The sequence below is a fragment of the Hymenobacter busanensis genome, assembly GCF_008727865.1.
Lineage (GTDB): Bacteria > Bacteroidota > Bacteroidia > Cytophagales > Hymenobacteraceae > Solirubrum > Solirubrum busanense.
Window position 1 is genome coordinate 782,228 of the sequence record NZ_VTWU01000001.1, and the last position, 13,891, is coordinate 796,118.

Here is a 13,891-nt window from a genome sequence, read left to right on the forward strand (position 1 = left end):
AGCTGCCCCGAGGTCCTATGAAAGCCTACTTGCGAATGCGCGCCACGGTGCTGGGGCGGCAGTTGGCCGAGCTGGGCTGGCTGCGCCTCGCCTTGCTGGTGCCCATGCTGCTGGCTGCGGTAGGCAATGTGCTGGTGCGGCTAGCAAACCAGCCCGACGCGCATTGGGCCTTGCCGCTGCTGGTATTCGGCCTGGTATGGTCGGCGCACCGCCGGCGGGCCGACCTGGCTTTTCTGCCGGTGGCCGCGCCGCATTTCCGGCGGTGGCTGATGGGCGAATACGCGCTGCTGTCTTTGCCGGCAGCCGCGGTGCTACTGGCCTTTGGGCATTGGGACTCAGCAATGCTGGCGGTGGTACTTGCGCCCCTGGCAGCCTTGGCGAATGCCGCAACCAGCCGCGCCGCGCGGCAGCGAGGGCGCAGCGTGTTCCGAAGCGAGGCATTTGAATGGGTATGCGGCTTTCGGCAGACGGCGGGCTGGGGCGTGTGGGCAGGGCTGCTGGGCGTTTCGACCTGGCAACACCAGCAGCGCATGGTGCCCGCGCTGGCGGTGCTGGTCTGGACGCTGCTGATGGGGATGCTCTACGCCACGCCCGAGCCGGCCCACATGCTGTTGCTGGGCGGGCGTAGCGCCGCGCAGGTGTTGCGGCGCCGGCTGCTGCTGGCCCACGGCTACTACCTGCTGACGGTAGCGCCGCTGCTGGGGCTGATGGCCGGCGGGCAGGCGGGTTGGGCGGGGGCGCTGCTGTTTCTGGCTTGGGGCCTCGTGGTACTCACGATGCTGGTGCTGGCCAAATACGCGTTCTACCCGCAGGCTACGTTCAGCCGCCTTACCCAGGGCGGCGTGGTAGCCTTGGCACTGCTCACCGGTACCCAATCGGTGTACGGGGCACTGCTGCTGGCTTGCTTCGTCGGCTTGGTCTGGAAAAGCCGGCAGCAGCTTGCCACCTTCCGTTTCGACTAGCTGCATGATTCAAATCAACCATTTGCGCAAAGGATTCGGCACCCACGAAGTGCTGCGCGACGTGAGCCTGGTGCTGCGGCCCGGTAGCATCCACGGGCTGGTGGGCGCCAACGGCGCCGGCAAAACCACGCTCATCAACTGCCTCTACGGCCTGACCACCGACTACCGCGGCGAGGTACACGAAACCTCGGGCCTGCCCGTGCGTCCCAATACCGGTCTTTTGCCCTACGAGCCGTGGTTTTACCCCAAGCTCACCGGCCGCGAGTACGTGGAGTTCTGCCTGCAGGTCCGCCGCCAGCCACCTGCCAACCTCGACGCCTGGAACCAGCTGCTGGAACTGCCGCTCGATCAGTATGCCGAGGAGTACTCGGCCGGCATGAAGAAAAAGCTGGCCCTGCTGGCGTTGCTGGTGCAGAACTTCCGCTACCTCATCCTCGACGAACCGTTCAACGGCCTCGACCTGAGTGCCAATCTGTTGCTCAAGGAAATTCTACTGCGGCTGCGGGTGCAGGGCACCGGTATTCTGCTCACGTCGCACCTGCTGAGCGCCCTCACCGAAATAGCCGACGAGATAACCGTGCTCAGCGGCGGCACGGTGCAGCGCCATTACCAAGCCACCGAATTCGGCTCCCTCGCCGACGATTTGCTCGATACCCTGCACCAGCAAAAACTGATGCAACTGCGGGCGTTGCTGCCCTAGCGGCACCACCAACGGCATTTGCTACAGGGCCAGGTAAAATGCGCTCATCAGCTGCTGGAAATCAGCCGAATAGGCATCGGAAGCGGCTGCGTGCAATGCCAGCTCCGTTTCGAGAACCGGCTGTGGCTGCCGGCTAAAAGTGGTGATGTGGCGCAACGCCTTGCTACCGGGCCGGTGGCGCACCACGCGCCGAACGGTAGGGTAGAGGCCGGCCCGACTGGCGTCGCGTTCGAAATGCTGCATTTCGGGCGGAGGCAGCAGCACGGTTAACTGGCCGTTGGCATCCAGAAAGTCGGCGGCGAAACGAGCCAGTTCTGCAAACGTCAGCGTGTCGGTGGCGGTGTGGCGGGCGGTGGTGCGCTGGGCGTCGGGAGAGCGGAGCGACTGGCGGAAAAAGGGCGGGTTGCAGAGGATGTGGTCGAAGGGTGCGGGCTGGGTGGCCGCAAAGCCGGCTAGGCTTTGGGCGTGCACATGCACCCGCGCGGCCCAGGGGCTGGCCGCGGCGTTGCGGGCGGCCTGCGCGGCGGCGGCCGGGGCTAGCTCCACGGCGTCGATGCGGGCCGTGGTATTGCGCTGAGCGGCCATGAGGGCCAGCAAGCCGGTGCCGGTGCCCACGTCGAGGATGCGTGTGGCACGGCCTACCTCGGCCACGGCGCCCAGCACGCAGGCGTCGGTGCACACCTTCATGGCGCACTGGTCCTGCTCGATGCGGAAGTGCTTGAACTGGAAGTAGGAGTTGGCCACGGCGTAAGGGCGCGTTGCACGCGCCCGGTACATTGAACGAGGTTGTATGAGGTGCTGAATTCGGCGCTACAGTAACGCCCGCTGCGCCTCAATCCGCTCGTACCCTTCGTCGATGAGCAAGGGGCCGCGCAGGGCGCTGCGCACGGCCAGCTGGTCGCACCGCTCGTTTTCGGCGTGGCCCGCGTGGCCTTTGATCCACTTAAACTGCACAATGCGCTGCCGGTACACTTTCAGGAAGCGGCGCCACAAATCTTCGTTGGCTTTCTTGCCGAAGTCGGCCTTTTTTTCCCAGCCAAACACCCACTTTTTGTCCACCGATTCCACTACGTACTTCGAGTCGGAGACGACCGTGATGGGAATATCGGGCCGTGTGACGGCCTCCAGGCCCACGATGACGGCCAGCAGCTCCATGCGGTTGTTGGTGGTCAGCCGGAAGCCCTGGGTGAGTTCTTTCTCGTGGGGGCCGTAGCGCAAAATGGTGCCGTAGCCGCCCGGCCCGGGGTTGCCGCGCGAAGAGCCGTCGGTGAAGAGGTAAATCAAAATGAATGTGACGAATGTGAAAATGTGCGTGAAGTGAAAATACACGGATGGAGAAAGGCATTTCTCACACCCAGCCACATTTTCACATTCCGCACATTCAATTAAAAGTTCTGCTTGAAGAGCTTGATGGCAATGGCGAGCAGAATCACGCCGAACACACGGCGCAGGATGTCTTCGCCGGCTTTGCCGAGTTTGCGCTCAATCCAGGCGCTGCTTTTCAGCACCAGGTACACGAACACGAGGTTGACCACGATGCCCACCAGCACGTTGGGTAGCGAAAACACCGCCCTGAGCGAAATCAGCGTCGTCATGGTGCCCGCGCCGACGATGAGCGGAAAAGCCAGCGGCACGACGGCGCCGGAGCCCGAAGCCAGCGGGTTGTGGCGGAAAATCTCCACGCCCAGCACCATTTCCAGCGCAATGAAGAAAATGATGAGCGAGCCGGCCAGGGCAAACGAGGCTAGGTCGACTCCAAACAAGGCCAGAATGCTCTGCCCCAGAAACAGGAAGGCCACCATCAGCACGCCCGCTACCACCGTGGCCACTTCGGCGTTGATGGTACCCTCGCGCTGCCGAATCTGAATGATGATGGGGATGGACCCCAGGATGTCGATGATGGCAAACAGCGTGAGCGTCACCGACGAAATTTGCTTCAGCGAAAACGTGGCTGCGAGGTCGGGCATAGGGCAGAGGCGGGGACGGGGCGCTATTCGGCCGTGAAAAACTGCATCAGCTGGTCGTAGGCTACGTCGGGCAGGGCGGGGAAGTTGGCAATGCGGATGGTGGTTTTGGCCCAGGGGCCGTAGCCGCCGCCCAGCGTGAGGCCCACGGCCGCCGCGCGCCGTTTCACCTCCTCGATGCGGGCGGGCTGGCCCTGCAAACCGATAACGGTAGTGGAACGGGTTTCGGGGTTTTGCACCAAGGGCGTGAACGGGCTGTGTTCCTCGAAAAACTGGTACAGCTTGGCGGCCCGCTCGCGCAGGTGCTGGTCGATGGCCTTGATGGGGGCGCGGTCGAGCAGCACGCGGCAGAGCAGGTAAATGGCCAGCACGTTGGGTGTGTGCGTGGTTTGGTGGTTGAGCATCTTCTCGTGCATGGCCAGCAGCGAGTTGTAGTGCGCCCGGTCGTTGATTTCCTTGGCCCGCGCAATGGCCCGCGGCGAGCAGATGAGCAGCCCCAGCCCGGCCGGCATGCCAAAGCACTTTTGCACCGAGGCAAACCACACATCGGCCTTGATGTGCTTGAGTTGAATGCCACCGAGCGACGAGGTGACGTCGACGGCCAGCAGGGCACCGGTTTGCTGGCAGCGGTTGTAGATGTTGAGCACGGCTCCGTCGCGCAGCTGGGTGGCGGTGCTGGTTTCGTTCTGGGTGATGCATACCACGTCGGCGTCGTCGGGAATCAGCGCGGGGTCGGGCACCTCGTCGAGGCCGAACTGGTGGCCGGTGCTGGCGGGGTGCACGGCCTGGGCATAGTCGAGCCACTTTTCGCCGAACGAGCCGTTGTGCAGGTGGAAGCTGCGCTGCTTGGTCAGGCTCTGCGCCAGCACTTCCCAGCACTCGGTGGCCGAAGAGGTAAAGAAGATGAAGTAGTCCTGCGGAATGTTGAGGCGGGCTTTCAGCTCGCCCACGGTCTGGCGCACCAAGGCCGTAAACCGGTCGCCGCGGTGCGGGGCCGAGAGCCAGCCTTCGTCGTAGGCAGCGGCCAAGTACTGGCGAACGGAGGGATAAACCTGTGAAGGACCGGGAATGAAGGTATACATGGGCAGAAAAGTCTGGAGGAAGGGCCGGCCGGGCCAGCCGCGGCAAAGGTAGACGGCAGATGGGCTACGATGCTTGCCGATGTGCCGGAAACCAAACGACCAACTGCGCCTGTCATTGCGGGCAACGCGCAGCAACGACAGGCGCAGACGACTTGCCAGCAGCTAACCTCAAACCTTGAACCCCACGCGCTTCGGTTTCAGCGACTGGAAATACTGCAGAGCCAGCCGGTAGCTTTCGAGCTTGAAGCCGGCAATGGAACCCACGCAGGCGCGGCCGATGAGGCTGACTTTGCGAAAGTCTTCGCGGGCGGCAATGTTGGAGAGGTGCACTTCCACCACCGGCGCGGCAATGGCGGCCACGGCATCGGCCAGGGCCACGCTGGTGTGGGTGTAGCCGCCCGCATTCAGCACCACACCGGCGTAGGTGTAGCCCACCTCGTGCAGTTTGTCGATCAGCTCGCCCTCGTGGTTGCTTTGGAAATATTCCAGCGTGAGGTCGGGGAAGGTTTCGCGCAGCTCGGGCAGAAACTCTTCGAAGGAGCGGGTGCCGTAGAGGGCGGGTTCGCGGCGGCCGAGCAGGTTCAGGTTCGGACCGTTGAGAATCAGGATTTGCATGGGGCGAAGATGCGCGGTATCACCTAAAGATGTGACGCGCCGTGGCCAAAGTGTGGCTAACTTGCACCTTCATGAACCTCCCCTCTGCCCACCCGCTGCGCCGCGCCGCCGCGCTGTCTTTGCTGCTGACGCTGGCTGTGGCCGGTAGCGGCTGCAAGAAAGTAATCGACGAAATCAAGCCCAAGCTGCCCGAGGCTACCCAGGACGGCAAGCAAACCTACGGCTGTATGCTCGATGGCAAGCTGTGGCTCCCCGCTTCCGACCACACGCTCCTGCCGCCCCTGGATGCCGACCTGACTTCCGGTGGTTTCACCCTGACTGCCTCCGATGACCACAACGACGCGCCGGGTTGGGAAGAATTTACGCTGACGTTGAACACGACCACGTTTGCGCCCGGCACCTACACGCTCAACAACGGCTTTGCGGCTAGCTACTGGTCGCGCGGCAACGACCTGAGCAACATGGAAAGCTTCATGGCCGGCTCGGGCAACCAAGGCACGCTCACCATCACCAAAGTAGAGCCGCGCACCACCACAACCACCGTGCTGGGCAACACCGTCACGTCGCGGTTCACAGTGGTGTCGGGCACGTTTGAGTTTACGGCCACCGGCACCGGCGGCAAAACCATCACGGTGAAAGACGGCCGCTTCGACGTGAAGGCCTATTAGGGGCGCTGGCCCGCCGCTGCGTAGCTTTGCGGGCGTATGGCGTTGCACTGGCATGTGGTTCTGAAACAGTTTGAAGGCTACCTGCGGCTCGAAAAGTCGCTGTCGGGGCATTCTATTGAGGCCTACGTGCGCGACGTGGACAAGCTGCGCCAGTTTCTGGAAATCAACAAGCTGCCTGCCGGGCCGGAAAAAGTCACCACGCGCCTGATTCGCGACTTTCTGGCCTGGCTGGGCGAGTTGGGTTTGTCGGCTGTGTCGCAGGCGCGCACGTTGTCGGGGCTGCGTGCTTTCTACAAGTTTCTGCTCATCGAAGACCTGGCCGTGCAGGACCCCACCGACACGGTGGAGTCGCCGAAGTTGGGGCGCAAACTGCCCGACACGCTCAGCTACGAAGAAGTGGAGTCGTTGCTGAGTGCCATCGACATGAGCACGCCCGAAGGCACCCGCAACCGCGCCATGCTGGAGGTGCTGTATTCCTCGGGCCTGCGCGTGTCGGAACTCATTGGGCTGCGCCTCTCCAACCTCTACCCCGACGAAGGCTTCGTGCGGGTGCTGGGCAAGGGCTCGAAGGAGCGCCTCGTGCCCATCGGCCGCGACGCGCTCAAGCACGTGGCCATATACCTGAGCGCCATTCGTTGCCACCTCGACGTGCAGAAAGGCTCCGAGGACATTGTGTTTCTGAACCGCCGCGGCGGCGCTTTGTCGCGCGTGATGGTGTTCAACATCATCAAGGACACCGCTGCCAAAGCCGGAGTGCGCAAAACCATCAGCCCGCACACGTTCCGCCATTCCTTCGCCACGCACCTCATCGAAGGCGGCGCCGACCTGCGCGCCGTGCAGGAAATGCTGGGCCACGAAAGCATCACGACCACCGAAATCTACACCCACCTCGACCGCGACTACCTGCGGCAGGTCATTACGGCGTTTCACCCGCGCAGCTAAGCGGATTTCCACGCCGGGCTATCAACTTATTGGCGTCGGTACTATATTTTAGTAGAGCTATGCTGCGCCGTCCGCAGCTGGCGCCAGGGTAGGTGAGGCAACGCCCGCGCCGCCTGTTTGGTCACGAGGTCGACTCGGGGAGCGGCTTCGGGGCATGCGCTTCGGTTCCACTTTTTCCTTTCCGCTATGCGTACCGTTCGACTGCTGCTTGTTTTTGTGCTGACCGTGCTCTTGCTGCCCGCCAGCTACGCCCAGAAATCCAAGGCCAAACCCAAGACCACCACCCTGAAAGCCGGCACGCTGGTGGTGCTCGAAACCGCCAACCCCTTGTCGTCGAAAGATGCGCAGGTGGGCCAGAGCGTGTCGTTGCGCGTGAAGTACGACGTGGTGATTGGCGGGCGCACCGTGGTAAAAGCCGGCTCGGCGGGCAGTGCGCAGGTGGTGAGTGCCGAGCAGCGCAAGGGCATGGGCAAAGAGGGCAGCCTCTCCATTCGGCCCACCGTGGTGCAGGCCGTCGACGGGCAGATGATTCCGCTGACTGGCACCGGTGTGGGGCAAAGCGGCGACGACGCCAAGGGCGGCGCCATTGCGCTGGCCGTGGTGGTCAGCCCGCTGTTTCTGCTCAAGAAAGGCAAAGACGCGGTCATTCCGGCCGGCTACGAAATGCAGGCAACCGTGGCCTCGGAAACCATTATCGAATAGGCGGCTGCGTTTACCTGCATTCATCAGAAAGTCAAAAGCCCGGTCCTGCAGGCCGGGCTTTTTTATGCGTATCCGAATGCGTTTTAGACTCAATTAAGCCAGTCGGTGCGGGGTTTTTTCGGCCGCGTAGCAGCGGAGCAGCCAGTCCTGCGCTGCGGTCAGGTCGTCGAAAATCTGCAGCTCGAACTGCGTGCCGAAGGGGCGGCGCGCGGCTACGTCGAGGGAGGCGGCAAAGCCATCGGGTGGGGTGACGTGGGCCACGTAGCGCAAGCCCAGCTCCGCGGCTTGCGGCGCCCAAATCTGCTCCAGCCAGGCTGTCGAGTCGAACCAGGGCCCGGCAATACGGCTGTTGTCGTTGAGCAGGCCGGGGCAGTGGCGTTGGCGCAGCTCCGTGAGGTAGGCCTCGGCGCCCCGCTCGGCGTCGGGCGTGGGCACGTAGCCCTGCCACGTGGCATAGAGCCACTGGTTGGCCGCATCAAACTGAATGGAGCAGTACAGGTGCTCGTCGTCGTTGTACAGATCGTGCAGGCGCATGGCGGGCAGGCAAGAAGCTAAGGGAAACCAGCGGCATTGTTTATTCGCGGCGGGTGGCAAAAAGGTTGGCGGCGGCCCCGACCTTTGCGGCGCATGTCCGTTTTCATTTCCATTCTGCGCCGCCCGTGGCTGCTGGCGGGGCTGGCGTTGCTGCTGCTGTGGCTGCCCTGCGTGCTGCGCGGGCCCGACAGCTACGTGCTCATCGACGATAACCTCGACGCCGAACTGCACGTGCCCTATTTGCTGCACCGCTTCGGGGTGGTATTCGACTACCGCCCCGAAACCGTGGTGCCCGCCATCATGAACGGGCTGCCGCGCGTGGCCCTGCGCCCCGGCCTCAACCTGACTGTGGCCCTGTTTGGCCTGCTCGACCCGCTGCCCGCGTACTGGACCAATCAGCTGCTGGTGCGGCTGGCGGCATTGGCAGGCATGTACTTATTGCTGCGCCGCTACGCTTGGCCCGAACCCGCCAACCGCGGGCTGGCGGCGGCTACCGCGCTGGCCTGGGCCGCCTTGCCAAACTATACCATCTACGGCGTTTCGGCCTTGGGCACACCCTGGCCGCTGTGGGCCGTGCTGAACCTGCGCGCCGGCCGGGCCCGGTGGAGCAGCTGGCTGGTGCTGGTGTTGTTTCCACTGTGGTCAAATATGGTGCTGGCCGGGGCATTCATCGGGGCCGGCCTGGGGGTGGGGCTGCTCGTTGATGCTTTTCGGTTTCGGCAATTCCGCTGGGAAGCGTGGCTGGGCCTGGCGTTGCTTGTTCTGAGCTATGCGGTGGTGGAGTGGCCCTTGCTGCACTCGGTCCTGGTGCAGCCCGCATTTGTGCCTCACCGCGTTGCGTTTCGACCAGCCGATTTGTCGCCAGCGGGCTTCGTGGCAGGACTGCGCAGCACGGTGCAGTTTTTCGCGTTCGGCCAATACCACGCCAGCCGGTTTTTTCGCGGCGTCATTCTGCTGACGGTGGCGCTGGCAACGGCGGAACAGTGGCGGCAAGGCGGGCTGAAGCGGGCAGGAAAGCAGCTGCGGCCGGTGCTGTGGCTGCTGCTGGGGTTGCTGCTGCTGGCCAGCTTCTGCGGTTTCTATCCGCAACTGCTGGCGCCGGTGCAGCGCGTCGCGCCGGGCGCTGGGGCATTCAACCTCACGCGGTTTCACTTTCTCTCGCCCATGCTCTGGTTTGCGGTGCTGGTGCTGGCGTTGCAGCAACTGTCGTCGGCTAAGATGCGGCTGGGCCTGGTGGGTTTGCAGCTGGTGGTGGGCCTCGTCAGCAACCCCGAGTGGGTCAACAACGCGCGCCTCTGGCTGGGCCGCCCAGCGGCGCACGAGCCCACCTGGCGGCAGTACGTGGCGCCCGCGTTGTTCCACCGCATCCGGCTGGATCTGGAGCAGCGCACCGGGCAGCCGGCGGCCGCGTGGCGCGTGGCTTGCTTAGGCTTCGCGCCGGCCGTGGCCCAGCTCAACGACTTCTACACCCTCGATAGCTACCAGAACAACTACCCGCTGCCCTACAAGCGCTGGTTTCGGCCGCTGATAGCCGGTGAGCTGGCCAAGAGCCCCGAACTGCGCCGCTACTTCGACAGCTGGGGCAACCGCTGCTACCTGTTCTCGGCCGAGCTGGGCCGCAACTTCCGCGTGGGCCGCGCGCAGCAGGCCGTGGTGCAGGAGTACCGGTTCGATGCGGCCGCGTTCCGGCAGCTGGGCGGGCGGTTTGTGTTGTCGGCGGCGCGGCTGGCGCGGCCCGAGCATGCCGGCTTGCACCTGCTGCGGCAGTACGACGATGCATCGGCCTACTGGCGGGTGTATCTTTATGAAGCGAAGCCGTAACGGCGCGGCTGGGGCAGGAGCGAGAATGCGTGAATAAACTTTCCGCGCTGCCTCTGGTCCCGTAGCGCCTGTTCACTCGCCCGAAACCCCTAATTTTGGCTCTTTGGCGCGTCAAATGGCAAAAAATACATTCAAACCGGCGAATGGCTCCGTCTCCCGAGCCACCAACGAAGCCCGCCCCGTGCGCAACCAGCCCAAGGCCGAGGTTGCTCCCGAGCCCGTGCGGGAGAGTCGCCGCAATGCGCCGCCGGCTCCCAAAGCCCCCAAACCGCCGCGGCAGCCGCTCAAGCTGCCCAATTTCGGCGGCATGTTCAGCTTTCTGCACGACCGGCGGTTTCAGCTGTTCGCAGGCTTCTTCTTCCTACTGACTTCCCTGTTTCTCACCATTGCCTTCTTCTCGTTCCTGTTCACCGGCCACGCCGACCAAAGCGTCGTCGAAGGCCTGGGCAACACGCCGGTGAAGGAAGCCGGGCAGGAATCGGGCAACTGGCTGGGCCTCACCGGCGCCTGGATGGCGCAGCTGCTCATCTACGAAGGCTTCGGCTTGGGCGCGTTTGCGCTGATTCCGGTGGCGTTTGCCCTCGGCTACAAAATCGTGTTCCGCCGCCTCGACCTCTCTCTGAGCTACGTGCTGGCCTTGTGCCTGTTTGCCATGCTCTGGGTGAGCTTGCTGCTGGGCTACTTGGTGCTGAGCGTGCAAACGCCCACCGACGACCCGCGCACGGCCCACAGCCTAGACTTTCTGAGCGGGCAGGTGGGCTACGAAGCCGCCTTATGGCTCGACAGCCTGCTGGGCTGGGGCACGGTGCTGCTGCTGGCGTTCCTGCTGATTTCCTTCGTGGTGGCCTTTTTCAACGTTACCACCATCAACCTGCCGCGCCGCACCAGCCTGGCCGGGTTGGGAGAAGACGACGAGCCGATTCGCCAACCCGATACGTACGACCGCACCGGCCTCGGGGGCGTGAATCACGGCGCCAACCCCACGGCCTCGCTCGATGGGGACGCAGAGGAGGACGAGCCGATGGGCATGCAGCTGCGCTACACCGGTCCGGTGGCCGAAGTGGCCCCGCCAGCCCCGGTGAAACCCACCGCAACCGAACCCGCTAAACCGCGCCCCAGCGTACCGTTTACGCTCGACGACGACAGCACCGAAACTGACCTCGACCTGCGCCCTGCAGCTTCCGCGGTATCGGCCGCAGGAGCTGCTTCGCTGGCGTTGGGCGGTGCGTCGGGAGCGGCTACCACGGCTGCCAGCACAGCCCTTACGGGGGCGGTGGCTGCCGCAGCGGCCGGTCCCAGTTTCTCTATTGAAGCGCCGGTTGCCGAAGCGCCGGCGGCGCGCGTGCCCACGCCGCTGTCGATGGCCGATTTGGCCGATGACGACGCGCCGCTGCCCAAGCCGGTAGCCAAAGGCCCGGCCTTCGAAGTCGAAATGCCGGAGCCCGAGCTGGAAATCGAAACCGACACGGACGAGCTGGACCCCAACGCCGGCGCCGACGTGGCCGCGGTGGTGGAAGAAGACGAGGACGCTATGCCCAGTGTCAACTACGACCCCACGCTGGATTTGCCGCGCTACCAATACCCCACGCTGGAGCTACTCAACGACTACGGCCAGGCCAAGGCGCAGGTGAGCAAGGAAGAGCTGGAAGCCAACAAAGACCGCATTGTGGAGACGCTGGGCCACTACGGCATCAACATCGCCTCCATCAAAGCCACCATCGGACCCACCGTCACGCTCTACGAAATCGTGCCCGACGCCGGGGTGCGCATCTCCAAGATTAAGAGCCTCGAAGACGACATTGCCCTGAGCCTCGCGGCCCTCGGCATTCGCATCATCGCGCCCATTCCGGGCAAGGGAACCATCGGTATTGAGGTGCCGAACACCAAGAAGGAAATGGTGAGCATCCGCTCGGTTTTCGCCACCGAGAAGTTCGCCAAAACCGAAATGAGCTTGCCGATTGCCTTCGGCCGCACCATCACCAACGAAGTGTTTGTGGCCGACCTGGCCAAGATGCCGCACTTGCTGATGGCCGGTGCCACCGGTCAAGGTAAGTCAGTGGGCCTGAACGTGATTCTGGCCTCGCTGCTCTACAAGCGCCATCCGTCGCAGCTCAAGTTTGTGCTCGTCGACCCCAAAAAGGTGGAACTGAGCATCTTCAACAAGATTGAACGGCACTTCCTGGCCAAGCTGCCCGATACCGAGGAAGCCATCATCACCGACACCAAGAAGGTGGTGAACACGCTCAACTCGCTGTGCATGGAAATGGACCGCCGCTACGACCTGCTGAAGGACGCCGGCTGCCGCAACCTGAGCGAGTACAACCGCAAGTTCACCGAGCGCCGCCTCAACCCCAAGAAGGGCCACCGCTACATGCCCTTCATTGTGCTGGTGATTGACGAGCTGGCCGACCTGATGATGACCGCCGGTAAGGAGGTGGAAACGCCCATTGCCCGCCTCGCGCAGCTGGCCCGGGCCATTGGCATTCACCTGATTGTGGCCACCCAGCGCCCGTCGGTAAACGTAATTACCGGTATCATCAAGGCCAACTTCCCTTGCCGCATCAGCTTCAAGGTGACGAGCAAAATCGACTCGCGCACCATCCTCGATACCGGTGGCGCCGACCAGCTCGTCGGACAAGGTGACATGCTGTTCTCGGCGGGTTCCGACCTGATTCGCGTGCAGTGCGCCTTCATCGACACGCCCGAAGTAGACCGCCTCTGCGACTTTGTGGGCGAGCAGCAAGGCTACTCCGATGCCTACATGCTGCCGGAAGTGGTGGGCGAAAGCGGCAGCGGCAACGGTGGCGGCGACGATTTCGACCCCACCGACCGCGACTCCATGTTTGAGGAAGCCGCCCGCGTGATTGTGTTGCACCAGCAGGGCAGCACCTCGCTTATTCAGCGCAAACTCAAGCTCGGCTACAACCGCGCCGGACGATTAATCGACCAATTGGAACACGCAGGCATCGTTGGACCGTTTGAAGGCAGCAAGGCGCGCGAAGTTTTAATTCCGGACGAATACGCTTTGGAACAGTTGTTGAATAACCTGCCGAAGTAGTTCTCAGTATGGGATACTGCCAGCAGGTGCAACGGCTGCTTTAAACCACTTCCGGCTTCTGCCGTCCATTCCGCGCTCTGGCCCCCGTCCACTCTTTTCTCTCCATGAAAAAATTATTCGCCCTGCTTGCCCTGAGTGCCACCCTCGCGCACGCCGCCCCCGCGCAGCAGGACCCCAAAGCCGCCAAAATTCTTGACCAGATGAGTGCGAAGTACCAGGCCATGAAGGCCTTTAAGGCTTCGTTTACCCAGACGCTGGAAAACCAGACGGCCAAGGTGAAGGAAAACATCAGCGGCGACATCATCGTGAGCGGGCCCAAGTTTCGCCTGAAGCTCAACGGCCAGGAAGTCATCAACAACGGCCAGACGATGTGGACCTACATGAAGTCGGAAAACGAGGTCAATATCTCGGATTACGACCCCGATGACCAGGAAATTTCGCCTTCGCAGATCTATACGCTCTACAAGAAGGGCTACAAATATGCCTACGCCGGCGAATCGAAGGAAGGTGGCGTAGCCTGCGACGTGATTGAGTTGTCGCCGGAAGACCATAACAACCAGGTGTACAAAGTGCGGCTGAACGTGAGCAAGGCCGATAAGTCGGTGAAAAGCTGGAAGATGTTCAAGAAGAACGGCAACCGCTACACCTTCGCTATCAAGAAATTCGAGCCCAACGTGCCCGTCGATGCCAACACGTTCAACTTCGACAAAGCGAAGTACAAAGGCGTGAAGGTGATTGACCTGCGCTAGGTTTCAATTACAGTTATCGTCGGCCCGCTTCTGCGCTTAGCAGGGGCGGGCCGGCTTGTTTTAAAGCTGGAACGTGGTGGATTGCCGCAGTTTC

General features: G+C 63.0%; 14 protein-coding genes. 8 read left to right on the plus strand and 6 right to left on the minus strand.

Going from position 1 to position 13,891, the window contains the following annotated elements; translation table 11 throughout:
• The first annotated feature begins 17 nt into the window (after positions 1–17).
• Together F0P96_RS03250 and F0P96_RS03255 are read left to right on the plus strand one after the other, a co-directional pair.
• Entirely contained in the window at positions 18–962 is a 945-nt protein-coding gene (locus tag F0P96_RS03250) for a hypothetical protein (RefSeq protein ID WP_151077293.1), read from the plus strand.
• A gap of 4 nt (positions 963–966) precedes the next feature.
• Positions 967–1,662 carry an ATP-binding cassette domain-containing protein gene (locus tag F0P96_RS03255; RefSeq protein ID WP_151077294.1) on the plus strand — a complete coding sequence of 232 codons (696 nt, stop codon included), beginning with the start codon at positions 967–969 and terminating at the stop codon, positions 1,660–1,662.
• Positions 1,663–1,683: 21 nt separating this feature from the next.
• Here F0P96_RS03255 and F0P96_RS03260 read toward each other — a convergent pair whose 3' ends face one another.
• The 5 genes from F0P96_RS03260 to aroQ all read right to left on the minus strand — a co-directional run bounded on the left by F0P96_RS03260 (position 1,684) and on the right by aroQ (position 5,323).
• The gene (locus tag F0P96_RS03260; protein WP_235917365.1) at positions 1,684–2,406 is read right to left on the minus strand and encodes a tRNA1(Val) (adenine(37)-N6)-methyltransferase; all 723 of its coding nucleotides are present in this window, start codon (positions 2,404–2,406) and stop codon (positions 1,684–1,686) included.
• A gap of 66 nt (positions 2,407–2,472) precedes the next feature.
• Positions 2,473–2,946 (minus strand): ribonuclease HI, encoded by a 474-nt coding sequence (gene rnhA / locus F0P96_RS03265; RefSeq protein WP_151077296.1) that lies wholly within the window; start codon positions 2,944–2,946, stop codon positions 2,473–2,475.
• Between the two features lie 101 nt (positions 2,947–3,047).
• Positions 3,048–3,629: a MarC family protein gene (locus tag F0P96_RS03270; protein WP_151077297.1), complete on the minus strand. Its 582-nt coding sequence runs from the start codon at positions 3,627–3,629 to the stop codon at positions 3,048–3,050.
• A gap of 23 nt (positions 3,630–3,652) precedes the next feature.
• Complete coding sequence (locus F0P96_RS03275; RefSeq protein ID WP_151077298.1) at positions 3,653–4,708, minus strand: aminotransferase class V-fold PLP-dependent enzyme; 1,056 nt, start codon at positions 4,706–4,708, stop codon at positions 3,653–3,655.
• 168 nt (positions 4,709–4,876) lie between these two features.
• Positions 4,877–5,323: a type II 3-dehydroquinate dehydratase gene (gene aroQ, locus F0P96_RS03280; RefSeq protein ID WP_151077299.1), complete on the minus strand. Its 447-nt coding sequence runs from the start codon at positions 5,321–5,323 to the stop codon at positions 4,877–4,879.
• A gap of 71 nt (positions 5,324–5,394) precedes the next feature.
• Between aroQ and F0P96_RS03285 the strand changes: the two genes are divergently transcribed.
• The 3 genes from F0P96_RS03285 (at position 5,395) to F0P96_RS03295 (ending at position 7,635) form a co-directional block, all read left to right on the plus strand.
• A complete protein-coding gene (locus tag F0P96_RS03285; protein ID WP_151077300.1) occupies positions 5,395–5,991 on the plus strand; it encodes a Riean_0653 family protein in 597 nt (198 codons plus the stop codon).
• Positions 5,992–6,027: 36 nt separating this feature from the next.
• Positions 6,028–6,933, plus strand: coding sequence for a site-specific tyrosine recombinase XerD (gene xerD, locus F0P96_RS03290; protein ID WP_201743879.1), 906 nt, complete (start codon positions 6,028–6,030; stop codon positions 6,931–6,933).
• Between the two features lie 186 nt (positions 6,934–7,119).
• Complete coding sequence (locus F0P96_RS03295) at positions 7,120–7,635, plus strand: hypothetical protein (protein ID WP_151077301.1); 516 nt, start codon at positions 7,120–7,122, stop codon at positions 7,633–7,635.
• Between the two features lie 93 nt (positions 7,636–7,728).
• On the opposite strand, the gene F0P96_RS03300 is transcribed toward F0P96_RS03295, so the two are convergent.
• Positions 7,729–8,169, minus strand: coding sequence for a hypothetical protein (locus tag F0P96_RS03300; protein WP_151077302.1), 441 nt, complete (start codon positions 8,167–8,169; stop codon positions 7,729–7,731).
• A 93-nt stretch (positions 8,170–8,262) separates the two neighbouring features.
• On the opposite strand from F0P96_RS03300, the gene F0P96_RS03305 reads away from it, so the two are divergent.
• The 3 genes from F0P96_RS03305 to lolA1 all read left to right on the plus strand — a co-directional run bounded on the left by F0P96_RS03305 (position 8,263) and on the right by lolA1 (position 13,797).
• On the plus strand, positions 8,263–9,990 hold the full coding sequence (locus F0P96_RS03305) for a DUF6044 family protein (RefSeq protein ID WP_151077303.1): 1,728 nt from the start codon (positions 8,263–8,265) through the stop codon (positions 9,988–9,990).
• A gap of 181 nt (positions 9,991–10,171) precedes the next feature.
• Positions 10,172–13,048 (plus strand): FtsK/SpoIIIE family DNA translocase, encoded by a 2,877-nt coding sequence (locus F0P96_RS03310; RefSeq protein ID WP_160619992.1) that lies wholly within the window; start codon positions 10,172–10,174, stop codon positions 13,046–13,048.
• 104 nt (positions 13,049–13,152) lie between these two features.
• The gene (lolA1, locus tag F0P96_RS03315; protein ID WP_151077305.1) at positions 13,153–13,797 is read left to right on the plus strand and encodes an outer membrane lipoprotein periplasmic chaperone LolA1; all 645 of its coding nucleotides are present in this window, start codon (positions 13,153–13,155) and stop codon (positions 13,795–13,797) included.
• Positions 13,798–13,891 lie beyond the last annotated feature (94 nt).